At 46.3% G+C, this 21761-nt stretch carries 27 protein-coding genes and 3 pseudogenes; 7 read left to right on the plus strand and 23 right to left on the minus strand.

The genetic code is table 11. The annotated features are described in order from the left end of the window. Nucleotides 1-159: 159 nt before the first annotated feature. From HH215_RS06820 to HH215_RS36995, 11 genes and pseudogenes are all read right to left on the minus strand, one after another. Entirely contained in the window at nucleotides 160-585 is a 426-nt protein-coding gene (locus tag HH215_RS06820) for a GNAT family N-acetyltransferase (RefSeq protein WP_217362282.1), read from the minus strand. Nucleotides 586-765: 180 nt separating this feature from the next. Further along, nucleotides 766-951, minus strand: coding sequence for a HepT-like ribonuclease domain-containing protein (locus HH215_RS36305; protein ID WP_310735563.1), 186 nt, complete (start codon nucleotides 949-951; stop codon nucleotides 766-768). A 109-nt stretch (nucleotides 952-1060) separates the two neighbouring features. After that, a complete protein-coding gene (locus HH215_RS06830; RefSeq protein WP_254450396.1) occupies nucleotides 1061-1324 on the minus strand; it encodes a nucleotidyltransferase family protein in 264 nt (87 codons plus the stop codon). Between the two features lie 329 nt (nucleotides 1325-1653). Then, nucleotides 1654-2034 carry a retropepsin-like aspartic protease gene (locus HH215_RS06835; RefSeq protein ID WP_169279215.1) on the minus strand — a complete coding sequence of 127 codons (381 nt, stop codon included), beginning with the start codon at nucleotides 2032-2034 and terminating at the stop codon, nucleotides 1654-1656. Next, nucleotides 2035-2277 (minus strand): hypothetical protein, encoded by a 243-nt coding sequence (locus tag HH215_RS06840; protein ID WP_169279216.1) that lies wholly within the window; start codon nucleotides 2275-2277, stop codon nucleotides 2035-2037. Nucleotides 2278-2528: 251 nt separating this feature from the next. Next, nucleotides 2529-2915 carry a hypothetical protein gene (locus HH215_RS06845; protein WP_169279217.1) on the minus strand — a complete coding sequence of 129 codons (387 nt, stop codon included), beginning with the start codon at nucleotides 2913-2915 and terminating at the stop codon, nucleotides 2529-2531. 295 nt (nucleotides 2916-3210) lie between these two features. Next, complete coding sequence (locus tag HH215_RS06850; protein ID WP_169279218.1) at nucleotides 3211-4218, minus strand: phosphotransferase enzyme family protein; 1008 nt, start codon at nucleotides 4216-4218, stop codon at nucleotides 3211-3213. A 121-nt stretch (nucleotides 4219-4339) separates the two neighbouring features. Further along, entirely contained in the window at nucleotides 4340-4507 is a 168-nt protein-coding gene (locus HH215_RS06855) for a hypothetical protein (RefSeq protein ID WP_169279219.1), read from the minus strand. Nucleotides 4508-4553: 46 nt separating this feature from the next. After that, the gene (locus HH215_RS06860) at nucleotides 4554-5057 is read right to left on the minus strand and encodes a DinB family protein (RefSeq protein ID WP_169279220.1); all 504 of its coding nucleotides are present in this window, start codon (nucleotides 5055-5057) and stop codon (nucleotides 4554-4556) included. A gap of 16 nt (nucleotides 5058-5073) precedes the next feature. Then, a complete protein-coding gene (locus HH215_RS06865) occupies nucleotides 5074-5865 on the minus strand; it encodes an excinuclease ABC subunit UvrA (RefSeq protein WP_169279221.1) in 792 nt (263 codons plus the stop codon). Between the two features lie 159 nt (nucleotides 5866-6024). Then, nucleotides 6025-6650 (minus strand): annotated as a pseudogene (locus tag HH215_RS36995) (UDP-N-acetylglucosamine 2-epimerase). A 215-nt stretch (nucleotides 6651-6865) separates the two neighbouring features. On the opposite strand from HH215_RS36995, the gene HH215_RS06875 reads away from it, so the two are divergent. Both HH215_RS06875 and HH215_RS06880 read left to right on the plus strand, forming a co-directional pair. Beyond that, nucleotides 6866-7321 (plus strand): ion transporter, encoded by a 456-nt coding sequence (locus HH215_RS06875; protein ID WP_169279222.1) that lies wholly within the window; start codon nucleotides 6866-6868, stop codon nucleotides 7319-7321. A gap of 91 nt (nucleotides 7322-7412) precedes the next feature. Then, a complete protein-coding gene (locus tag HH215_RS06880; RefSeq protein ID WP_169279223.1) occupies nucleotides 7413-7883 on the plus strand; it encodes a DinB family protein in 471 nt (156 codons plus the stop codon). 77 nt (nucleotides 7884-7960) lie between these two features. Here HH215_RS06880 and HH215_RS06885 read toward each other — a convergent pair whose 3' ends face one another. The 4 genes from HH215_RS06885 to HH215_RS06900 all read right to left on the minus strand — a co-directional run bounded on the left by HH215_RS06885 (nucleotide 7961) and on the right by HH215_RS06900 (nucleotide 10344). Further along, complete coding sequence (locus HH215_RS06885) at nucleotides 7961-8407, minus strand: acetyltransferase (RefSeq protein WP_169279224.1); 447 nt, start codon at nucleotides 8405-8407, stop codon at nucleotides 7961-7963. A 52-nt stretch (nucleotides 8408-8459) separates the two neighbouring features. Continuing rightward, nucleotides 8460-8762 carry a putative quinol monooxygenase gene (locus HH215_RS06890; protein ID WP_169279225.1) on the minus strand — a complete coding sequence of 101 codons (303 nt, stop codon included), beginning with the start codon at nucleotides 8760-8762 and terminating at the stop codon, nucleotides 8460-8462. 9 nt (nucleotides 8763-8771) lie between these two features. Further along, entirely contained in the window at nucleotides 8772-9767 is a 996-nt protein-coding gene (locus tag HH215_RS06895; RefSeq protein WP_169279226.1) for a helix-turn-helix transcriptional regulator, read from the minus strand. Nucleotides 9768-9846: 79 nt separating this feature from the next. After that, complete coding sequence (locus HH215_RS06900) at nucleotides 9847-10344, minus strand: DinB family protein (RefSeq protein WP_169279227.1); 498 nt, start codon at nucleotides 10342-10344, stop codon at nucleotides 9847-9849. A gap of 401 nt (nucleotides 10345-10745) precedes the next feature. On the opposite strand from HH215_RS06900, the gene HH215_RS06905 reads away from it, so the two are divergent. Next, a complete protein-coding gene (locus HH215_RS06905) occupies nucleotides 10746-12311 on the plus strand; it encodes an MFS transporter (RefSeq protein WP_254450550.1) in 1566 nt (521 codons plus the stop codon). A 70-nt stretch (nucleotides 12312-12381) separates the two neighbouring features. Here HH215_RS06905 and HH215_RS06910 read toward each other — a convergent pair whose 3' ends face one another. The 4 genes from HH215_RS06910 to HH215_RS06925 form a co-directional block, all read right to left on the minus strand. Continuing rightward, nucleotides 12382-13293: an aminoglycoside phosphotransferase family protein gene (locus HH215_RS06910; protein ID WP_169279228.1), complete on the minus strand. Its 912-nt coding sequence runs from the start codon at nucleotides 13291-13293 to the stop codon at nucleotides 12382-12384. 157 nt (nucleotides 13294-13450) lie between these two features. After that, nucleotides 13451-14350, minus strand: a complete 900-nt coding sequence (locus HH215_RS06915; protein WP_169279229.1) for a phosphotransferase — start codon at nucleotides 14348-14350, stop codon at nucleotides 13451-13453. Nucleotides 14351-14799: 449 nt separating this feature from the next. After that, nucleotides 14800-14961 carry a hypothetical protein gene (locus HH215_RS06920; protein WP_169279230.1) on the minus strand — a complete coding sequence of 54 codons (162 nt, stop codon included), beginning with the start codon at nucleotides 14959-14961 and terminating at the stop codon, nucleotides 14800-14802. Between the two features lie 450 nt (nucleotides 14962-15411). Beyond that, nucleotides 15412-16164 carry a MerR family transcriptional regulator gene (locus tag HH215_RS06925; RefSeq protein WP_169284267.1) on the minus strand — a complete coding sequence of 251 codons (753 nt, stop codon included), beginning with the start codon at nucleotides 16162-16164 and terminating at the stop codon, nucleotides 15412-15414. Nucleotides 16165-16310: 146 nt separating this feature from the next. Between HH215_RS06925 and HH215_RS06930 the strand changes: the two genes are divergently transcribed. Then, a complete protein-coding gene (locus HH215_RS06930) occupies nucleotides 16311-17537 on the plus strand; it encodes an MFS transporter (protein ID WP_169279231.1) in 1227 nt (408 codons plus the stop codon). A gap of 95 nt (nucleotides 17538-17632) precedes the next feature. Beyond that, nucleotides 17633-18593, plus strand: a pseudogene (locus tag HH215_RS06935) (IS30 family transposase). Here the strand turns inward: HH215_RS06935 and HH215_RS06940 are convergent. Then, the gene (locus HH215_RS06940; protein WP_169279232.1) at nucleotides 18585-18752 is read right to left on the minus strand and encodes a sigma factor; all 168 of its coding nucleotides are present in this window, start codon (nucleotides 18750-18752) and stop codon (nucleotides 18585-18587) included. The pseudogene HH215_RS06935 and the gene HH215_RS06940 sit on opposite strands and share 9 nt — an antisense overlap. Nucleotides 18753-18757: 5 nt before the next feature. Then, nucleotides 18758-19180, minus strand: a complete 423-nt coding sequence (locus tag HH215_RS06945; RefSeq protein WP_169279233.1) for a VOC family protein — start codon at nucleotides 19178-19180, stop codon at nucleotides 18758-18760. Between the two features lie 296 nt (nucleotides 19181-19476). On the opposite strand from HH215_RS06945, the gene HH215_RS06950 reads away from it, so the two are divergent. Together HH215_RS06950 and map are read left to right on the plus strand one after the other, a co-directional pair. Next, nucleotides 19477-20061: a TetR/AcrR family transcriptional regulator gene (locus HH215_RS06950; RefSeq protein ID WP_169279234.1), complete on the plus strand. Its 585-nt coding sequence runs from the start codon at nucleotides 19477-19479 to the stop codon at nucleotides 20059-20061. 7 nt (nucleotides 20062-20068) lie between these two features. Next, entirely contained in the window at nucleotides 20069-20815 is a 747-nt protein-coding gene (gene map, locus HH215_RS06955) for a type I methionyl aminopeptidase (protein WP_169279235.1), read from the plus strand. Between the two features lie 117 nt (nucleotides 20816-20932). On the opposite strand, the pseudogene HH215_RS06960 reads toward map, so the two are convergent. Together HH215_RS06960 and HH215_RS06965 are read right to left on the minus strand one after the other, a co-directional pair. After that, nucleotides 20933-21067, minus strand: a pseudogene (locus HH215_RS06960) (VOC family protein); the annotation flags it as partial. Nucleotides 21068-21077: 10 nt separating this feature from the next. Continuing rightward, nucleotides 21078-21761, minus strand: coding sequence for a hypothetical protein (locus HH215_RS06965; RefSeq protein ID WP_169279236.1), 684 nt, complete (start codon nucleotides 21759-21761; stop codon nucleotides 21078-21080).

The raw sequence follows: 21761 nt of genomic DNA on the forward strand, positions 1-21761 counted from the left end.
ATAGCTCCTATCTTAGGAAAATCGATGTGTCCGGCTGTTATAACTTCCCCGAAAAACCTCTGGCGGACGAGGGACGAATGGCCCGATGCGCGAATATGGTGTAAGGCGATGTCAGCGACTCCTTCGAGCAACTTCCAAAATTAAATTATTCTTGTCGTTCTAAGTTAAAGTCTTTTTGAAATATATTGCGGATTCATCATACCCAATTGCCTTGTAAAATTCACTAGCTCTTCTTGTAGCGAGTGCAACGAGTTTTGAACCACGACCATAAGCTTTCTCTTCAATTATTTTCATCAATTTCTTTCCAATCCTCTTTCCTCTATATTCTTCTAAAACAATCAACTCTTCTACCCAGCTTATTAAACCATTTGCGTAAAATGTTGAGTGGTGAAACGACATTGCATATCCTACTAATCTTGATTCCGTTTCTGCTATTACTAAATCAACATTATTATTACTTAAGAGTTCTGAAAAAATTCTTGAAAAATCGGTCTTATTAAGTTTATTACTTGTCGCCAGATTCTCCGCTAAAACAAACAACTCTTCTTCATCTTCTAAATCAGCGTTTCTGTATTTAATATTCACTTAATTCTCTCCTCTCAAGAAAAAAATCATTGGGTAGTTTTAGGTTAGAAATGGATGTATCTGCCTGTCTCCGCTTCCTTAAAAAACAGTTTGGGCAGATCAAGTGCTGAATGGCCCGTAGCGCGAATATTGTGTTAGGTAATGTCCCCATCTTCTTGAATAGCCTTCAATAGTATTGGCTTAATCTCTGGTAAATTTGTTTTGATGATCTGCCAAAATTCCAAAGTACTCATGTATTAAAATATTTCTTACACCTATCATCTGTCTCCATTGGATAACAGGGTATTTTATATTAATCTCATCAGGTGCATTTCTTGCTGCTTCGCCCATGCCTTCCAAATTTCTTATTACAGCATCAAACATCATTAAAACAAAAGGAATCGTAATCGATTCCTTGGATGTACATTTCAATTTTGTTTATTGATTCTTGGATGTCTTTTAAGTATACGTTTTTCTTCTTCATTGAAATTGTACCTCATTCATCACTTGTTCCCTCATGAATGGTTTTAGGGCATTTACGGTTACCAGATCTACTGGTTTTTGCCTCCAGATACTCTTTCAATTCAATGAATTCAAATCCAACAGGTTTCTTAAATTCCACCAATAAGTCTATATCGCTGTTTTCGGTTTGTTCATCTCTTACAAATGATCCGAGTAATCCGATTTTCTCTACCGAATAGGTTTCTGACAAATATGCTTTATGTTCATTTATGGTTTTCTGCACTTCATCTTTATTCAAGCGTATCACCCTCCGTTTTAAGAACTTCGGTCTTTGATAATATTATAATTCAAAAATACAAATTTGATAAAATGTTCTTATGCTCTAAGGGAATTTCACCCGTTGATTTATTCACAGCGTCCCACCACCCTAAAGGAACGAAGTGACTGGCCGCGATATGGTTAGGGAGTTGGATGTAAACTCCTTCCGCTTCTTCGTATCTGAGATCACTCCAGTCGAGTCCTCTTCATCTCCGGTCCGGACCGAGGGGCGAATGCCCCGATGCGTAAATATGGTTTAGGTGAAGTTCAATCTCTTCCATGAAATTTCCAATAAAAAATCTGCAATTTTCATTGCAGACGCTTGAGCTCTAAGTTGAGTAAATCAATATTGAATTTTCCTTTTAGTAAGATATCCAATCCAAGTAGTCCGTTTATATTGTGATACTTAAATGATGTAAAATCTAATTCCACATTTTGAATTAAATAATCACCAATTTCAATTGAATCTATCTTTTTAATAAATGCATGCTCTTCTCCGCCGATTCCAAAACTAGTTATAAAGTGATCTTCTTTGGTCGCTCTTATATCTAACTCGTCAACTGCATCTTGTGAAAGTAATGTATGGCTTGCTCCTGTGTCAATTACTATATTCTCAATTACTTTACTTTGACCTTTAAATTTAATTCTAACCTGGGTAAAGAGGAGTCCATCCTTATATTTAATTTGCATCTAAAGGTATCTCCTTAACCCGATGTTCTTTCTTATTATTACTTCGACCTTATCCTTAGATGTATGGTAAACAAGCGTTCTATTCTTACAATTGAGCAATTCGTGGGTTGCATCCTCATCTTTGACTGGACCAATCAAAGCAACTTCATCAATAATCTCTTTGTTATCTTCTTCTTTTGAATGCAGTATTTCGAACTTAACAAATTGATCAGGATATATGTTTTGAACTTCATCCCATTTCACGATTGATCCCTCCAATCAAATTAAAATTATTGTACCATTTCTTTATTTAAAAAGCCTTAGATTGAATTTCATCTAACGTTCTTTTATTCACGACGTCCAACTCCCTTAAGCCCGAAGGGCGGCCGCGATGCGGTTAGTCGGAGCGGATGTGTCCGGCTAAATCTACTTCCATGCTACAGCAATTGCCTCTTCGAATTTACTTCTAACATCTGCCGGACCGAGGGCCGAATGGCCCGAAGCGTGAATAGGGTTTATGTGATACTCCTGTCTTCCTCGATAATGCAACCCAATCGCCTTAATTCGTTCTTAATATTCAGATATCTTTCCGCTCCAAGTAGTAATTCACTATAAATATACATGTAAGTTCCAGGGTATCCGTCAAACTTCCTCAGATGGTATCTCAGTAATAAATCAACATGATCCTTATAGAAATATAGACATTCCATTGTTTTCTTATTTTCTTTAACTGTACCGATATAATTCTTTAATTCAATGAGTTTCTGTTTTGTAAATATTAAAATATCTTTTATGTCCTCTTCACTTAATAATTCATATGCTTCAGATCTTAAATTCCAATGGTTTTCAAATATCTCTTTTTGATCTTGCAATATTTCAAAGACGGGTTTAATTAATTTCAAATCATTTCGTAGTCGCCTTATCTTAAAGTAGTTATAAATTCTTACTTGATGAATGAGGTATCACCTCTATTCAATGATTTTTAGAGCTCTTCGGGAGTTTCACATAACTCCTAATCTACGAACTTCGCAAATATCCAATATCTGAGGAATTCGAGATTTAATTACACTATCCTGCCATAAAACTGAACAAGCTACCGCATTTGGCAGCCTGCTGTCGTAATGCACGAAATGTTATGAAGCATTCGGAAATAATAAATTGATCCCTGATTTACGAAGTCCATTTTATAAGTTTTAGTTAAGAGACCTCCAACGACTTGAACAAGAACGGTTCTCCATTCATGTAGGCTCGCAGTATCGCTTGTGCGTAGGGCTGCTCTTCAATCAACCCTTCGGACTCAAGTTGATTCTCCGCATGGAAGCTGTATGCTTCAATGATCGCCATGATAAAAAAGCTCTCCAGCTTCGGAATAGCATCGTCGTCCATGTTTCTTATCCTCTCATAACCTTCGATGAAAAGAGCTCTCTGTGGCGGATGCAGCCCCATGATCGATTGGGCAATGTCGTAGAGATGATAGCCAAAGCCGCACCTGCCGAAATCGATGGGATAAGGTTCGCTGTCTCTAAAAATAACATTATCTTTATGTAAGTCCGCATGGATCATCCCATAGTTCCGTTCATGGCTGACGAACGTGCCAATATGATCAAAAACCTTAATGAAGGCCTTCGTGTATAACTCAAAAGCTTCTTCCGATATGAAATTACTGTGATACAGTTGCAAATGCTCCCAGTCCTGTTGAAAGCTTTGCCTGCCCCAAGATGGGCGTTTAAAGCCGACGGATGGTTTAAAATCCGCGCTTGCCTCGTGTAGGTTCGCCATCATAGTCCCCATTTTCCGGATGGCCTCCTCTGAAAGCTCCTCTCTTTTCAAACGCTCGCCTTCGATCCATCTCAGCAAGGTAGCATGGCACTGCTGTCCGTCGCTCGTCGCTGCATTCGTGACAAAGTCTCCTTCCCGATTCGATATCGCTTCGGGTAAGATTAGACCCTTGAGTTTTAGTGCCGCCAACCATTCCAGTTCGGAGATGGTTTCCTCGCGCGGTTTGCATTCCGGGTGAATCCGGAGCAATAACTGTACACCCCCGTCAGTCACTATGCGGAAGGTGACATGCTCGGATATCTGAATGAAGTGAATGGAACTCCAGTCTACTTCGTATTTCTGTAAGGTATTAAGTGCCGCTTGTTTCGTTTGCTTCAGCGTATGGCGCCGATTTGTCTCTGAATCGATCCGAAAGCCGTTGTTCATCGCAATTCCCCTTTATTGAACCGTTCTTGCATCATTGTAACAGTCAAAAGGACTATCATCGCGGTAAACTATCTTTTTAACTGTATTTTCCCATTCCCATTCGGCGGCCAACCCTCATTTATTAATCAGCTTTTTCTACAACTACTAACGAATAAACGGCATTATTCCCTCCTCCGCCACCCATTGCACTTTGATTTATTACTTTCCAGCCACTAGCAAGCAGATGATTTAATTCGTCCAAGTTGTTTTTCTTTTCAGAAAGAAAATAAACAACGATAGCCTGTTGCATCCGAACTCCCTCCATACTATCTAGTTTAGACTCTTCGATTTAAATGTTACTCCCATAACAGCTGCCCCTTCCTCATTTTTGCAATGTAAAGGATTTGTCCCGTGTGACTAGGTAAATGTCTGAATTGATGCAAAAGCATCTCTAGAACCGTGGATTGATTATCTAGGCCGGCACTGCTGAACTTTGGAAAGTTTAAATAAGGTTGCTCCAGTAACTTTTCTGGGTTTGCTTTAATAATCTCTAGAACTTGTATGACGCTGTCGTATGATTTCTTCGAAAGTTCCAAAGCTTGCTCTTTTGTCATTTGCAAACCGCGTTCGAATTCTTTACTCCTGTCTTCAATATGTGGAGCACCAAAGTATGCGGTTTCAAACCATTGATATAACGCCCCTGAAATGTGTGCTACCAAATTTGCGATGCTGTTACTCTCAGGCGTAGGTGACCATACGATATCCTCTTCAGTCAACTGTTCAATTACGATGCGAGTCCATTTCTGGTCTGCTTTGTATTTCCTTAAGAGAAGGTCAATCACTATAGTTGAACTGTCCAAAACTCTTCACGCTCCCCTATGTTTCACAAAGTTTACCAAACATATGTTTGCCAACTAAGGCCAGAGGTAGCCTCCGAAGTCCGATTGTACTCAAGTAGAGAAGCATGGGCTCAAGATGACTGACGATGGGGCCGATTATTTCGAACTCATGCGCGTCCATCGACTGCGGCAGGTTCTTGATAAAAGAGAGCATTTCCGGTAACTGCAACTTGTAGGCCTCAGCCAGGGTATAACCAGAAATGTGGATATCCAACACGCCCTTGCTCATCCCGGTTCCCACGCACGCCGGACACTCCGAATGTTTCGAGAAAAACGAGATCATCCTCAGATTGCCTTTGCTGGTGGTGCGCGCATCAATCATAGTTTGAAGATCGGATACGCAACCGCGGTAATAGTCCGTCCGCAGCCGCTTATTATGTACAAACGAAACAGGCTCCTTGTCGTACCCATACAGCAGGACAGAAATAAATTGCCGATCTTGTTCCTCGAGCGGCCTCAGATAATCGATTCCAAGCATCGTCGCCAGTTGCCTGATTCTCGGCACCGGTGCGCAGTCCGTTCCAGCCCATAAGAGGACTGCTCCGTTCTTAAGCGACAGCTCGGGAACGATCATGCGGTCGGGGTTGATCTCGGTCGACGTAACGGTACCGCCGCACTCGGCGCAAGGACCGTAAGAACCGACTTCCCTCTTCTCTGCAATGCTTCCATAAAGCGCGCCAAGGTACTCCGACACGGACATAATGACGCCGACAAGGGCGCCTGGACGTTTGGGGTTGAACGGTCTAACCGGGGTATACGAGCGATTCATAGACTGATTCTCCTTCAGCTGCATCCGATTTAAGTTGCATAAGTTTGAATTCCACACAGTCGTTTCGATACCCTTTTTTCTTCAATCTTTCGGCACTTTCATTACAATCCCCCCGCAGCTTTGCTCAACATACCGCAGCAGGCCGCAGCTATCACTAGTCTATCCCTCGAATTCGACTGGGAGGATGGGAATAAACCCGAAGTAATGTGCCAGTACGTTCACAATACGTCTTGATGCTTGTCCGTCTCCGAAAATGTTGCTGGCATTTGTCATCCTATCATAGAAGTCTTTGTTTCTTCTTGAAGTCCACCCGAGTCACTCAATATAAGATAAGAGCGACGTATCGAATTAAACATGTTTTCCATGGGCTGGCCGTAATTTTCCCTGCGATGGGCTGTCACGGTTGTAATTCTTGCTTCACGCTGAAGTATACGATTCAACTTGTTTTCCTTAAATCTATAATCAATCGGTTACGACGACGATGATCTGTCGGTTTGCCTCTTCAGGCCATGGCGAATATATATTATGGGAACGTAATCCCGCTTCAATATGTCCAACCGGTATTTTATTGAAAAAAGCAACCAACCCGCCGCATAAAGCAGTTTGGGTATCCCCAAGAACGAATATGAATCAAAATGCGCTAGAGATTGATGAAGCTGTTCTCGATGCTGCCCCGTCACGACAACTTTTGTTTCGAACCATTCCGGATGCCTTTTTAACTCTTGTACGACAGGGCACATTTTCGTCGCTTCGGGTCTTGCACCAAAAATGACCATAATCTTCATAAAATAGAACGAATTAAAGGGTGTAAAGTTGCGACGTCCTGCCCGTTAGCTATTTCTTAATCATCAATCATTCGGCAAATCCGCTACAATCCCGCCGCAGCTTAATTAGCAAGCATTGCATAATTGTAGTCGGATGTTAAAATATTACTAAAATCTATCCCGTCGGACACGTTCAGACTAACCTTTTTTCCTTGGTACATCAGGAGGCATAGGGCATGAGTGCGTATTTTAAGAAATGGTATCTGGTTTCCTCCCTCGTTCTCTCCATATTCCTTGTCATCGTCACGATTCTCAGCTTTACTCCCGTATCCAAAGCGATCTTGAAGCCGCTAGAAACCGTCGCTTATTACGTATTGTGGTTCTTCATCGTCGAGTTGATCGTGCTTTTCTTCATTACCAAAGACGCCCGCAAATTCTTCCGAGAACAGTGGCTAAGCATCATAGCGGTAGTCTCATCGATCTCCGTCACTCAGCTTGCCGACGCGCTCGTCGGAGTCGGATCGTTGACTGGTCTTAACGCCTTGAAAGGCCTCAAATCAATAAAAGGCATCAAATCGCTTAAGTTGTTCAAAGCAACGAAAAGCGCGAAGGTAGCCAAATCGTTCAAGATCGGCAAAAAGGCTTCGAAAGCGGCGAAAGAAGTGGAGAAGCTGGAAAAAGGAAAAGGGTAACACTCGATCTGACAAAAACGGTCACCCCGTTTGAATTCATCGTCCCATAGAGTATACAATGGATAAGATTACATTCATTGGAGGCAAACTCATGTACCGTAAAGCAGAAGACTTTTTGGCAGAATGGTCGGCATCCGCCGCAGGAACGCTGTCCGTTATGAAAGCGATCACGGACGACAAAATGCACACGGCAATCGTGGAAGGACATAACTCGCTAGGATGGCTGGCATGGCATTTGGTCGGCACGGCGGGAGCGTTCGGACAAATTGCCGGATTGAATACTCCCGCGATCGAGCGTGGGGCTAAAGTACCTGAGCGCATGGGCGACATCGTGGAGAAATACGAAGCGATTAACGCTGCTTATAATAGCGAAGCAAAGAATTTCACGGATGAAATGATGACTGAGGAAATCAACGCTTTTGGCGGCAAAATGATCAGAGGCAAGTTTCTGCGGATGCTCGTCGATCACCAGACGCATCATCGCGGTCAAATGACGGTATTGCTCCGTCAAGCTGGCCTTCCCGTGCCTGGCGTGATGGGACCTACGAAAGAAATGCAATAACACTGATGGCTAACACAATAACTGCTTGAAACGAAGCGAGCCTTTTTGGACAAAGGGCTCGCTTCGTTTTGTATCCCTTAACGTTTTAATTCTAAATGAAGCAAGGGAAACGGTCGTCCTGAACCATCCAGCTCCGATCGTCCTATTTGTATAAAGCCGTACCGTTTATAGAATGCGTGAGCTCCCTCGTTCTGCTCGTTCACATCGACATGGAGGTGGCTTCCTTTTACTTTTTCGGCATGCTTTATTAATTGACTGCCAATCCCCTTTCCGTGATAATGGGGATCCACGAATAGCATCTCTATCTTCGTTCCGTCAAGTCCAACAAACCCTGTCGGTACTTCGTCTTCGTTTAATGCCAACCAAATCTCGACTTCCTTTAATGCTCCGTTTTGAACCATCCGATGATAAAATTCAATGTCCTTATCCGTCAAAAATGTGTGAGTTAGACGCACGGCACGGTACCAAATATCTACTAATCTATCATGATAGTGTTCTTGAAAAGGGACTATTTTGTTTAGCATTACTCTTCCTCCGTATTACAATAAAATTCATTCATGTTCGAGGTAGGCTGCGTTATAATCCCTTGCCGCCGACAGGACGAAGCCGAATCGGCTCGATGCCTGCGATTAAAGGTCGCGCGCGCTGAATGACGGCCAGTACTTCTTCGTTCTTGAGAGAGTCGGCATGAGCTTGGGCATCGCTCCACAGCTCAGTGATCCAGATCGCATCGGGATCATCTACGGATTCATTGATAATATAGAACTCGCAGCCCTCCATATCATTCAAGCTAAGCGAAGATTCCAGCAATAATGAAATCAGTTCCTCCCGTTTCCCTGGGTGAGCCGTCAATTTTCCGAACATAGTAAACTTGTTCATCTCATTTTTTCATCCTTTCTTATTCTCTGTTATTATTTGCATCGATTGATAGTGTTTATACATTTCGAGGCTAACCTCCGCCATTCTATCGATCAGCATTTGCGGTTCTAGGATCTCAAGAGACCTCCCGTACGGAAGAAGAAAGTACGGCACGTATGTCTTAAGCGACTGCTCCCCTAGCTTAAATAGAACTTCGCCGGGTCGTTTGCGATCAATTAGCGCATGACCGAATAGCCAATGTTTGCATAGCTCGTTAAGCGCGTGTTCATGTCCTTGGAGCCTAACGTTGACTAGCGTCTCGGCGTCGAGCGATTCCGGGAGTAAAGAACGCAAAAGGAAATCCTTCGCGGAAAAGGCGGCCGGACGTTCGAAACGAATATCCACCGTTTCCAAACGGACTATGCGATCCACGCGGAAGCTTCGGACCTCTTGTCTTAGACGGCAAAATCCGACAATGTACCAAATCCCTTTCCAATGCACGATGCCGTAGGGATCGAGGATTCGTTGGCTGGGAGTAGGCTCCGCCCCTTTGGCATAGTCCATGTTCAACGACTCTCCTCGGGCTGCGGCCTCCTCTAACCGTTTAAGCAATTCAAGCTCTCTCGAAGCCGTAGGTGTCTGGATGACGGCAAGCCCGCTGCTATGCCTGTTAATCCATTCAAGCTGCTCTTCATTGGTGTATCGCTTCAGCTTATCGACCGCTCGGGTAAGCGCGTCCGTAAACGGATACCCCGCTTCCCTGGCGAAGACGGATGCATGCACGAGCGCTTTCTGTTCTTCGGAATCGAACAGCAACGGGGAATCGACGAATTCGCCGAGCAACCGGTAACCACCCTTAGGACCGGAGTCGGCAATAATCGGGGCTCCGCTCGCGCACAAGGAATCAATGCATCGGTATACGGTGCGAACATGAATCTCCAGATCATCCGCGAGCTGTTGCGCCGTCACCCGCTTCCCCGATCGAAGTAGCCATAGAATGGACAGCATATTATCCGCTTTGGACATTGCCGTTCTTCACCCCCTAAGGCGTTTTCTTAAAAAAGCATTTAACCTGCCGCTTTCCATAGTTCTATTGTAAAGGAAATTAGACTAAGGGCGCTATCCCTTGCTCGATCCAAGTTTCGTAAGTCGGGCCGTAGACATTGGGCAATCGAAGACCGGCTTGGCGCATAAGAACGGTCATCTGTCCGCGATGATGCGTTTGGTGCATGATCGTATAGCGAAGGGAACTTCCATTCAACCAAGCTTCATTGTAAATCATAACCGATTCGCGCAAAGTTTCGTCATTCCACTGCGTTCGAACCGCATGCAGCAGATCCCTGCTGATCCGCCGATACTCTGAGGCTATTAGCGCAGCAGAAGCCGGAGCCGATTCGCCTCCGGAGTGAGCATCGAACACGAGCCCCAAAGAGGTCATGTAGTGCAAGGAACGAACCAGATGCCAGGCAATTTGTCCTAGCGTTCGTCTACCTTCGATCACCTCTTGTCCAAGAGAATCATCCGTAAGTGCATCCAGCACGCTTGCCGTTAATTCCGCCTCACTACTCCATTCCGTCGCAAAATCTTCAATTCGTGTAAACATTTTTTATTCCTCCATTTCATTATTGGCTTAAGCACTACAAGCATACAAAAAAACCACTGACAGCTACGGTCAGTGATTTTTCGTTAGCTTGGACAAATATTTAAATAAAATGCTATTTCTCAATCAAGCCAGAACACATCGAACACCTCCACCCTTTTTCAAGTTTATATTTACAAAAATTTCATTTTGCGCTTGAAGCTTACGTGACGTAATGAATTATGATGCAGATACCGGTAAAAATCTCGCGCGAAGAGTAAGAAGATGAATATGAAACGGGAGTGGAAAGTTGGAGAATTGCGAAATTAGCTCTGAATCCAATACTACACGGCTAGCCGACCAATGAGAGGACTAAATAAACCATGAACGAACAAGTCACAACAAACGCTATGAACGTGACCGAGATGCAAGCCGGCACGCGTGAATGGATCGGGCTTGCGGTGCTTGCCCTACCCGCCCTTCTTGTCTCCATTGATCTCTCCGTAATGATCCTAGCACTGCCGCTCATTGGCGCCGACCTCGGTGCCGACAGTGCCCAGCAGCTGTGGATCATCGATATCTACGGCTTCATGCTTGCCGGGTTCTTGATCACCATGGGGTCTCTGGGAGATCGGATCGGCCGTCGTAAACTGCTGTTGATCGGCGGAGCCACATTCGTCATGGCCTCGATAATGGCTGCATTCTCCCAAAGCGCTGAGATGCTCATTGTGGCCCGTGCACTGCTAGGAATTGCCGGGGCGACTGTTTCGCCTTCAACTCTAGCCTTAATAAGCAACATGTTCCGTTCCCATAAGCAGCGCTCCCTCGCTATCGGAATATGGTTAACGTGCTCGATGGGCGGAATGGCTCTTGGGCCGGTGGTGGGAGGCATCATGTTGGATCACTTCTGGTGGGGCTCGGCGTTTCTTCTAGGCGTGCCGGTCATGTTGCTTCTGCTAGTAGTCGGACCTATATTGCTACCCGAATACCGACACCCCGAATCCGGCCGGCTGGATTTAACCAGTGTCGCGTTATCTCTGGGCGCTATCCTGCCGGTGATATACGGCCTCAAGGAGATCGCCAAGTACGGTCTGCAGATGGTACCTGCGCTGTTAATACTGGTGGGCGTCGTCCTCGGTACGCTGTTCGTGTTGCGTCAACGCAGGCATACGAGTCCCTTGCTGGACCTGCGCCTGTTCGCGAGTCCCGGATTCAGCGCTGCGCTAGGGGGCATATTCGGTATTACACTGACCGGAGCGACCATGCTTTTCATCGCGCAGCACCTTCAGTTTGTGCAAGGAATGTCCCCTCTTCAGGCAGGGTTGTATATGCTCCCAGGGGTAATTGCCTCAATGGCCGGAATGCTTCTCTCGCCGCTTATCGCACGCCGGATCCGACCGGCTCGCCTTATCGGAATAGGTCTATTGATATCGACCACGGGTTGTTTTCTGCTGACCCAGGTGGGGGTTGAATCAGGTCTCACGTTTCTGGTGCTCGGGTACATTTGCTTCAATATAGGTTCTGCCCCATTCCCGAGCCTGTCCAGCGACCTTATCATCGGCTCTGCCCCGCCGGAGAAGGCGGGATCGGCGGCGTCCATGCTGCAAACCAGCGGCGAATTCGCCTTCGCGCTGGGCATAGCGGTCTTTGGCAGCATCGGCACGATCGTGTACCGCAACCAAGTGGCGAACTCTATTCCTGCCGACTTGCCGGCATCCGCGGAACAAGCTTCCCGCGATAGCTTGGCCGGCGCCACGGCTATAGCGGAAGGCCTCTCCGAACAAGCCGGCAAAACCCTACTCATCGGCGCGCGCGATGCCTTTACCGGCGGGATGCACGCCGTTGCGGCAGCCTGCGGCGTTATCATGCTCGCTGTCTTCATCCTTGTCGTTACGCGGTTTCGTCACTTACGTCCAATCGGTGAGACTCAGTCTAACCAATCCGGCAGTATTCCAGTAGTTGCACCCGGCGCTGCCAAACAATCAAGTTAGTTGCGCTGCGTAATAATGCTGAAGTCAGAAACCAACCCGTACGATTGGTTTTTGTCTTATTAAACTAACTTCAATCTAGGAATTTGGCGAAGCGTTCCGTTATTTGGATGCCTCTGTTCCAATCCGTTCCGCCTTCTTCAATGATCCAGCAGGCTTCAAGGACGCCTCGAGCTACGCCCCACATCGCGATTCGGCGAGGGTCAAGGCCGAGGCGATCAGCCATAATCGCAATTCGGGTTCGTAACACATGCTCACGATCGCCGCCTCGATCCTCGTAATTAAGCAGATACTGGATCGTTTCGAAATGGATGTCGCCGATGATGCCTTTGGGGTCAATGACAACCCATTGTTCCTCGCCTTGACGAAGAATGTTTTCATGGTGCAGATCGCCATGCAATAGTACATTCTCACTCGTGGTCGCAATGAGATACGCCAGACATTCTTCTGCATTTTCCACCCAGTTCTCGGGTAGCGGCGAGGAAATGTTATCGTGGACGAACTTCTCTCGGTATCGCTCGATCGCCGCGAAGTGCTTCTTCATACTCGGAAACTGACTACCGGATGGGGCCGAAAGGTGCAGGCGGCGAAACACTTCGCAAAAGATATCCGTCGCACGCGTATCATCCTCAATTGTAGACAATGGCATTCCAGGATCGGCACCCTCAAGCAAAGCCATGCCCCTATCTTCGTCTGCATAAAGCACATTAATCGCCCCTCGACCCTGATAGGCACGAAGCACACTGATTTCCTTGGAAAGCTCGTCCTTCATAAAGGATGATTTAAGTACGGCGGGCTTCCCGTCCTTGAGCTTTGCGAGGAGCACGAAGTTATAGGATAAATTAGAAAATGGCGCCTCTGGATTAAAATCGAACCGGTTAGCAAAGTCGGTAATAACCTTGGGCAGCGCTTGAGACCATTCGACGCCTTGTTCACCGTGGAGTTCACGCATTCTTTCAATAAATGTATCAGGGATCGCAATCATGTCATAATCTTTCCTTTCAGCAATATAGGCTTACTTCATCTTTCTCTTCAAAAGAGTATTCGTGAAAATACCGAACTATCCTGCCTTCTACTTCAACAAAGAAAAGGAGCTGCCTTCAGGCAAACTCCTTAACTCTCGTTCCCCATTTGTTTAAAGGCTAACGTCGGAACAGTGCCTGTTGCGCGAACCACCGATCCAAATCGACGGACCCTTGCACTCCTAAAAGCAGGTAAAAATAGCGGTATGCCTTGCGATAGTTTGATATATCGGGAGGATCAAGGATCGTCGAATAGCCATTGAGGAAAGAGGTGGCTGATATCTCATCCAACACATATTCCAATCCGACAAAATCAAACTCGCGAGGACCTACCGCATAGGCTTCAACATCTACGACTGCCAACAGCATACCATCTTGAATTAGGAACTGTGACGGATCCAGATCAATAAACACTGGACAAAAGTGATCCGGCATCGGCAGATCACCAAGTTCAAGAATCATTGCATCGAGGAGTGCCTTGATCTTACTATCATTCCAATAATCGCGTTCGACTAGCTGCCGTATGGTTTGGGACAGTCGAGCATGGAAGGATTCTTGTCGTTCGATTTGAGTGCAGGCAAGGTTTCCGAAGTAATCGCAACGTTTCAAGTGCACGCGGGCCAACCAGACACCTAATTGATGTAGAAGGGCATCGGATTGACCGACGAACGACTGAAGCGCCTTGCCGTTCATTTTTTCGACGACGAGATATTCCGTTGCCTCGATGACCGTATGCGTATGTACTCGTGGCACCGGAATGTCTGCAATGGAACTGAGCATAGCGGCGTTTGCTTCGAAGTAACACATTCGTCTGGGATCGATCCCGAACAAATCATAAATCCCCCACCAAAACTCACGACTCGGAGCTTCGGTCCATCTGGATGAACGTACGACATACTCCTCCGAAGCTGTCTTGACCAACCAGACATCACTGGCATGCCCAGAATAACCAGGATCAAGATACTTGATCTGTTCTATCGGTTCATGAAAGAGTTGCTGAAGCTTTGAATCGGTAACCATGAATGGTAACACTCCCCGTTTATTTATCACCCGGCTTCAGTACTTATTAAGTTTCCTGAAATGTACTATCTCTTTCCAACCTTATCGAACCAATCTAAACATCGCTCATGCATCCCCTTGATGACATCGTGGTCAACATTCGGCATTTCGATAAGCGTAAGTTTGTCCGATCTCCATGAGCCGCTCGCCATGATGGTATAAATCGAATGAAATCGCCACAAATCCTATGTTCTCCAATTTTTCCAGAAAGTCGAGCATGTGATCGGCATCTTTGCTTCCGGTAAAACCGTTTAGCCAAATGGCTAGATTCCCGTTCACGCTTCCCGGCGAGGGTTCTCGTTATACGACTGGGATGAAATCGACGATCTCCCGATTGCCCGCAACCATTTCCAAACCACCCTCCCAGGCCGATGAGCCCTTTTTAATGAACAACGCCATAAAACATCGATTTACCCATCTTGTCTTTCCTCCTGTTTGGCGATAAATGGCGAAGATACGGTCAAGACGTTGCCGTCGGGATCCTTGAAAGTAAACCAGATGCTCCCTGGGATGAAGCGTACGTTGTCGATCTTCATGCCACGGTCCGTTAGCTCGCGATAAGAGTCAAACATGACTTGAGCATCCGCCGTTCGAAAAGCTTTCAAGAACGCTTCGAACAATTCCGCATCCGAACCCCATTGCCTGTCCGCGGCCCGATGTTCAAACCCCGAATCGTCGTTAGCGTACCGGTACAGTTGCTTCGCCGCGATTCTGTAAAGATAAGGTTTGCTAAGCTCTCTTTCAGGGCTTTTTTTATATGACGGATTGTAAAGAGAAGTGCGACAGGTAGATTAAAGGCTCATGGAAGTGTTTATATAAAATAGAATCACCGCAACCACCGCAACTCACTATTACAGAGTAGTCGTCAGAAAGTAAAAGTTGTAGATGTTTAACGTGAGAAAGAAAATTAATTAGATTTTGCGCTCCGGAAGCAATTAAGGAATAACACCCTTCAAGCAAAATAAAGCTGGTGTCCCTTATACTAAAAGGTACACCAGCTTTTTTGGTCAACCGGATTTGCTTTATTGATTCGTTGCCGCGAAAGACTCTGCCGCTGCTGATAGATAATAAGCCAACCCGGTTTGCTGACTTTCGAGCATCTTAAGATGAAAGTCATCACTTAGAAAAAAACGAGTCTGTGCTACAAAGTCTTCAACCGATGCTTTGTGCCCATGCTTATTCATAAACTCAAGATGGCATCGAATCAAATTTCTTGTTTTTTCATCGTTATGCTTTAAGCCTTCTCTTAATGAACTTGCCATTTCATTCATGAAAGTCATGGCTTCAACTGCTTGCTCGTTTAATTCCTTAACATCCGTTGGGGCAACCTCATGAGACTCCATCCCATACGTTTCCTTCAAATATTGATTTTGCTCAGTCAGCGCTTTGTTCCACTCTTCCTCGTTTTCAAAACCTTTGAACATTTCCTTATTATCCATGGTTTCCCCTTCCTTTACACATGCAATGGATTTACGCAATGTTTGAATGATAGTATCCAGCCTGTCTTTGCTGCAAAGGAGCAACTCCTCCTGCTGCGAAAGAATGGATAGCCGGTCTGAATGATGTTCCATCATTTCCTTGATTTGATCTAAGGAAAAATCCAATTCTCTGTAAAATAGAATCTCTTGCAAACGTTCCAGCTCTTTCGTTCCATACAATCGGTATCCAGCTTCACTTATCTTACAAGGTAAGAGAAGACCGATCTTGTGATAATGATGAAGCGTTTTGATTGTAACATTGGACAGTTCCGATACTTCTTTTACCGTGTACAATATTGCTCATTCCTCCCTTCACTAGGTAGCTTATTGTCTTCCCTAAGAGGAGAGTCAAGTCGAACATTTTCAAAAAAAAATATTGACCCTCCCCTTACAGTAGGCACTAAGATGATTTTCGAAATAGATGACGAGGGAGGAAACTAGAAATGTCAGGATCCATTCAACTGCTTCGAAACGGCTTTGTTCGAGCCGTTATGATTTCAACTCTATTTTCTCAAATGGGTATTTGGATTCGTAATTTTGCTGTCCTCTTGTATGTTATGGAGGTGACAGGAGGAGATTCATTTGCCGCTTCCATGATTTCGGTCGCGGAATATGCTCCAATTTTTATCTTTTCTTTCATTGGCGGGGTATTCGCGGATAGATGGCGGCCCAAGAGAACAATGGTTTGGTGTGAATGTTTAAGTTCGTTATCCGTATTTATTGTCTTTGTTATGTTGGAAGTTGGAACATGGAAGATCATTTTTTTAGCAACATTATGCTCTTCCATTCTATCACAGTTTGCACAACCTTCAGGCATGAAGCTATTTAAGAATCATGTACGTGATGAAGATGCACAATCCTGTATGTCTTTGCTACAAACCATAACATCTGTCTTTATGGTTCTTGGTCCGATCCTGGGAACGTTGGTATATCAGCAATTCGGAATTGAAGTTTCAATATTGACGACCAGCGCTTGCTTTCTGCTATCTGCTTTTTCCCTTGTCTTCGTCCCGTCTGATGAAAAGCAACTAAAGAATCGAGAGACCAACCCATCTTCGCTATTTCGCGAAATGGCGGACGGCATTCATTTTGTCTTCGTAAACAAGCTACTCTTGCAGCTCAGTATATGTTTCACGTTGGTGGGACTAGGAGTTGGGTTAATTACGCCGCTTGGCATCTTCCTCGTTACGGAGCAGTTGGACTTGCCTGCAGAGGCTTTGCAGTGGATTAGCATACCTTACGGTTTGGGTGAAATTGTCGGAGGAATAGTAATATTTGCTCTCGCGGCTAAGATCGCCCCACAACGTTTCCTTATGATTGGCTTACTCGTCAACGGTGTCGGGATCATCTTAACAGGGATGTCGACCGTGATATGGCTAACGATGATGGCCCAATTCATCATTGCTCTTCTGCAACCGGCCATTTTTGTCGGAAATAGCGCGATGGTCATGCAGCATACCGATCAAAACTTTATAGGTCGGGTAATGGGAATCCGCACTCCGCTTATGACGGGAGCGATGCTCCTTATGATGAGTGTTGCAGGTATGTTAAAAAATACACTTTCACTTACAATTGTGTACGAATTGGCGGGATTCTGTTTTTTTGCAGGATTCCTAATTATGATTCCGCTTTTCCGAAGCAAAGGTAAAGGGGAGCAATCGGTGGCATAATGAATCATTTTATACTACACGCTAGTGCGGGTTCGCGGTTTATAACTTTATTCACTAAGCACTATATTTTCATATAACAACAGGAGAATATAACCATGAGTTACACTCATCTTAGCAAAACCGAACGTAGCCAGCTAGAAGTCCTAATCCGAATTGGATGGTCGAATCGGGAGATCGGTAGGGAGTTAGGGAGGCACCACTCAGCAATCGCAAGAGAACGAAAGCGAGGAAGCTTGAGTGGCGTATACCAAGCAGAGACAGCGCAGATTGATTGCCTACGAAGAGCGGCGGAAGTCCAGCAAGCCGAAAGGTCGCTTCACGACGGAGTTAGCTGACGAACTGGAGAATAAGCTGAACCAAACATGGTCGCCTGAGCAGATCGCTGAAGAACGTCGTGCAAGCGGAAAGCCGTTTGTATGCTTCAAAACAATTTACCGGTGGCTTTATGACGGACGTCTGGCTGGGGGCGAAGTTATCATGTTGCGCCATAAAGGAAAACGACGGAAGCCTATGGAGACACGTGGCCGGTTTCTAGTGGGTAAAACGATTGTCCAGCGTCCAAAATCCGTTAAGAAGCGTGAGTCATTCGGTCACTGGGAACTCGATACAGTTGTCTCCAGCCGGGGAAAAAGTCGTGCCTGCGTAGCGACTTTTATTGAAGGCAAGACGCGTATGTACCTGGCTGTTAAGATGCCTGACCGCACCGCTCATTCCATGGAGATTGCATTCGGTGTAGTAACTGGGCAGTTTCCACAAGGAGCCTTCAAGACCGCCACCGTTGACCGTGGGAAGGAATTCGCATGCCATACAGCGTTGGAGTTCTTTCATGGCATTAATGTGTATTTCGCCGATCCCTACTCGTCCTGGCAACGTGGATCCAATGAGAATGCAAATGGGCTCCTCCGCGAATTTTTCCCGAAGGGTAAAGATTTTGCAGAGGTTACAGATGAAGAACTGGCCCGCGCCCTCCACCTCATAAACCACCGACCTCGGAAGTGTCTCGAGTGGAAGTCTGCAAACGAATCGTTCATGGAAGATCTGTTGCACTTAGCTTGACAATCCGTCATATCGCCGAAACGCCTTCAACATCGTCTCTTGCAACAAATCCTCGCCGTCCCAATCCGCTCCGGCTAACTTCCGGGAATTTCTGCGAAGCTCCGCTAGATGCTTTATCGTCAGTTCTTCGAACTTTGCATCGGATAATGCTTTGTGCATCAAGACTATTCCTTCCGGTATTTTTGTTTATGTCTATAGAAATTCTCCGAGACCGGCAGCTCCTCGACGATCCCTAAGGCGTTGCCGTCTGGATCGAAGCAATCGAAGTAACGAACTCCGCCATCGTCATGGATCGCATTAACTTCAACGCCTTTCTCTTTAAGCGAGGCATACGAGACTTCAATGTCGAAAGATTCAAAGTTGAAATAAGGAATCGTGTAGCCTCCTGCGTCGAAATGAACCGGCTGCCTGCTTTGAACTTTCCAGAGGTTGATAATCGTCGCTTCGCCCGGGAAGGCAAGACCCGTACAAACGTCCGAAATTTGAATCGTTTCCAGATCGAATATCCGTATGTACCAATCCGCCGCTCTTTGCATGTCCGTAATCGGGATGAAAATACCGCTAACTTTGCTCATGATCCGCTTCATTTTAGGAGTCCCCTATCGTTGAAGTTTTCTTTACACCTTACATGACGAAAAAAATAAGAGCAGGGATACGGGGTCAATATTGCATTTAATCGGAATTCCTAACTCAATACGACTCAGCCAATATTTTTTATCGTGGATGCCATGGTTTCGTTATTATATATCCTAAAAACTTCGAGAGAATCATCGCATATCCTTTTATTAACACCGGCCACAGATAATTTGCATATCCCCGACCCATGCGTTACTATATTTATATCGACAAATTTGCAGGTCTATACAAGGAGGTTCACGTGCCTATGTGCCCTCGTACCAAAGAACAAAATGAGCTTATCCGCATGCAGCGCAGAGAACAGATCCTGGACGCCGCCGCGCGCTCCTACTTCTACAAGGGCGGCAACTTTGATATTCGCGACGTCGCCCGCGAGGCCGAGCTCGGTTACGGCACGGTATACCATTATTACCCCAACCGGCATTTATTAATAGAAGAGGTGCTGGACAGCGGCTTCGAGCGATGCGAGCAAGCCTTGGCAGATTGGGTAAACATCTGCGGCGGCAGCCCGGATGACAGGCAGCTGTTGACATATTGCAAGGCGCTGCTCCGGCTGTGGCAGTCGGACGCCCGCGCATATCTCGTCTATAAAATGGCGGCGGAACATTATACGGGTTTGCCTGAGATAGATCGGCACCCTACCAAGAGACGATTCATGGAACGGCTGTACGTTCCGCTCCAATCGATCTCCCAGCGCGAAGACGACAGCGTCGACCATATGCTTGCCGTGCTTGTCGGCTGCTGCGGATTGCGCTACTATGCAGGCAATTCCGGGCTGGACGTCGATCGAATCGCCAAGCTCGCGATGCAAGCTATTACGAAGGAGTCCTGATACGAACATGGTTATCTTAAAAAGCAAGCATGAAATCGAGGCAATCCGCAAGGCATGCCAAGTGGTGGCCGAATGCCATCGCACGATCGCCCCGCTCATCAAACCGGGAATCACGACGAACGAGATTGAGCGCATCTTCGAGGACATTATCTTGAAGCACGGCGCCAAGCCCTACACTAAGGGATACAAAGGCTATCCATATGCGACCTGCGCCTCCGTCAACGATGTGATCGCGCATGGCTTCCCTAGCGATAAGCCACTTAAGGAGGGCGATATCGTGACGATCGACACGGTCGCAGAGCTCGACGGCTGGCTCGGCGATTCGGCCTGGAGCTATGCGGTCGGGAAGATCTCGCCTATGGCCGAGAAACTGATGCGCGTCACGAAGGAATGCCTTGACCTCGGCATCGCACAGGCGCAGCACGGCAATCGCCTCGGCGACGTGACGAGCGCCATCCAGCGGCATGCCGAATCGAACGGCTTCGGCGTCGTGCGCGACCTTCTCGCGCATGGCATTGGCCGGGACCTGCACGAGGAACCGAACTATATGCATGTCGGCAAGCCCGGCAAAGGCCTCCGCATCAAGGAAGGCATGGTGTTCACGATCGAGCCAATGATCACCGAAGGCACTTACAACATGACAATCGATCCGGACGGCTGGACCGCGCGGACACTCGACCGCAAGCTCGCCGCCCAATACGAGCATACAATCTCCATCACGGCTGAAGGTCCGCAAATCCTGACCGCGCAATAGAATAATAGAGATCGACCATGATATAGAAAAAATTTCATCCTTCTAGTATTCGCGAGGTGATTAAGCAATACTGCCAAATCACTTAAAAACGGCTGCCGCGGCAGCCGTTCATTTATCGTACGAGTCCTCGTACTGTAACACTTCGCCAACGAGCTGAGCACCATACTTAGTGAGTCTGGATACCATTTCGTCAATGTCTTCCACGGTGAACATGACGCGTAGATAACCGAGGGCATTTACAGGAGCAGTTCGGTCCAAACGATCAGTGCGTTCTTCCCCTAGTAAAAAGCCAGCCCCCCGCCACGAAAACTAAAAAAAGCAAAAGGTTAAATCCGACGCCCGCCAGCAGCGAGCCGTTGAATAACAGCGTTTTGAAAAAAGAGACGACATGTACGCGCAGAGAAGGAATCGCCGTTCCCAACGGGATTGCCGCAATAAGCACCGCCCACAGCAGCCAGCCCACAGGGTGGTAGTAACCGGATACCAACATGCTTATTAGCGCCATCACCATCAAATAAAAGGCCAATTGGTATACAAAAGAACCTGCCAGACCAAAGTCGTCCCAATGAAACGCTTTAGCAAGATCAACGGTCTTCGAGTAACTCCTGAACACATTCTCCTCAAGCAATAGCCATAAAGAATTGAACAAAGCGATAGCTGCTGCCCAAACGGCAAAGACGAATTGGAGCGATTTATAATATTGCTCTCGGCTTGCGCCCAAATGCACGATGCGTTTGTAATAAGTCAGCGGCAGCACGATAGCGGTAAAGAGCAAAATAAGAATCAGCATGTTGGCCGCTGAAAGTCCGGTATTTGGGTTGCCGTCTATAAAGAAACTAACAATGAACTCTGCCAGCCTACCAAGCAAGATAAGAATCATTACGCACCAAATGTAAATCCTCATTTGCAAGTAGGTTGCCTTTAAATGAACGGCAAATGCCCCCAT

It is taken from the genome of Cohnella herbarum (assembly GCF_012849095.1).
Lineage (GTDB): Bacteria > Bacillota > Bacilli > Paenibacillales > Paenibacillaceae > Cohnella > Cohnella herbarum.

Coding starts and splice junctions, on each gene's coding strand:
- HH215_RS36305 (WP_310735563.1), bottom strand. CDS start 951: ATGATGTTTGATGCTGTAATAAGAAATTTGGAAGGCATGGGCGAAGCA.
- HH215_RS06835 (WP_169279215.1), bottom strand. CDS start 2,034: ATGCAAATTAAATATAAGGATGGACTCCTCTTTACCCAGGTTAGAATT.
- HH215_RS06850 (WP_169279218.1), bottom strand. CDS start 4,218: ATGAACAACGGCTTTCGGATCGATTCAGAGACAAATCGGCGCCATACG.
- HH215_RS06855 (WP_169279219.1), bottom strand. CDS start 4,507: ATGCAACAGGCTATCGTTGTTTATTTTCTTTCTGAAAAGAAAAACAAC.
- HH215_RS06865 (WP_169279221.1), bottom strand. CDS start 5,865: ATGAATCGCTCGTATACCCCGGTTAGACCGTTCAACCCCAAACGTCCA.
- HH215_RS06875 (WP_169279222.1), top strand. CDS start 6,866: ATGAGTGCGTATTTTAAGAAATGGTATCTGGTTTCCTCCCTCGTTCTC.
- HH215_RS06880 (WP_169279223.1), top strand. CDS start 7,413: ATGTACCGTAAAGCAGAAGACTTTTTGGCAGAATGGTCGGCATCCGCC.
- HH215_RS06885 (WP_169279224.1), bottom strand. CDS start 8,407: ATGCTAAACAAAATAGTCCCTTTTCAAGAACACTATCATGATAGATTA.
- HH215_RS06890 (WP_169279225.1), bottom strand. CDS start 8,762: ATGAACAAGTTTACTATGTTCGGAAAATTGACGGCTCACCCAGGGAAA.
- HH215_RS06895 (WP_169279226.1), bottom strand. CDS start 9,767: ATGTCCAAAGCGGATAATATGCTGTCCATTCTATGGCTACTTCGATCG.
- HH215_RS06900 (WP_169279227.1), bottom strand. CDS start 10,344: ATGTTTACACGAATTGAAGATTTTGCGACGGAATGGAGTAGTGAGGCG.
- HH215_RS06905 (WP_254450550.1), top strand. CDS start 10,746: ATGCAAGCCGGCACGCGTGAATGGATCGGGCTTGCGGTGCTTGCCCTA.
- HH215_RS06910 (WP_169279228.1), bottom strand. CDS start 13,293: ATGATTGCGATCCCTGATACATTTATTGAAAGAATGCGTGAACTCCAC.
- HH215_RS06915 (WP_169279229.1), bottom strand. CDS start 14,350: ATGGTTACCGATTCAAAGCTTCAGCAACTCTTTCATGAACCGATAGAA.
- HH215_RS06920 (WP_169279230.1), bottom strand. CDS start 14,961: ATGTTTGACTCTTATCGCGAGCTAACGGACCGTGGCATGAAGATCGAC.
- HH215_RS06930 (WP_169279231.1), top strand. CDS start 16,311: ATGTCAGGATCCATTCAACTGCTTCGAAACGGCTTTGTTCGAGCCGTT.
- HH215_RS06940 (WP_169279232.1), bottom strand. CDS start 18,752: ATGCACAAAGCATTATCCGATGCAAAGTTCGAAGAACTGACGATAAAG.
- HH215_RS06945 (WP_169279233.1), bottom strand. CDS start 19,180: ATGAAGCGGATCATGAGCAAAGTTAGCGGTATTTTCATCCCGATTACG.
- HH215_RS06950 (WP_169279234.1), top strand. CDS start 19,477: ATGTGCCCTCGTACCAAAGAACAAAATGAGCTTATCCGCATGCAGCGC.
- map (WP_169279235.1), top strand. CDS start 20,069: ATGGTTATCTTAAAAAGCAAGCATGAAATCGAGGCAATCCGCAAGGCA.
- HH215_RS06965 (WP_169279236.1), bottom strand. CDS start 21,761: ATGGGGGCATTTGCCGTTCATTTAAAGGCAACCTACTTGCAAATGAGG.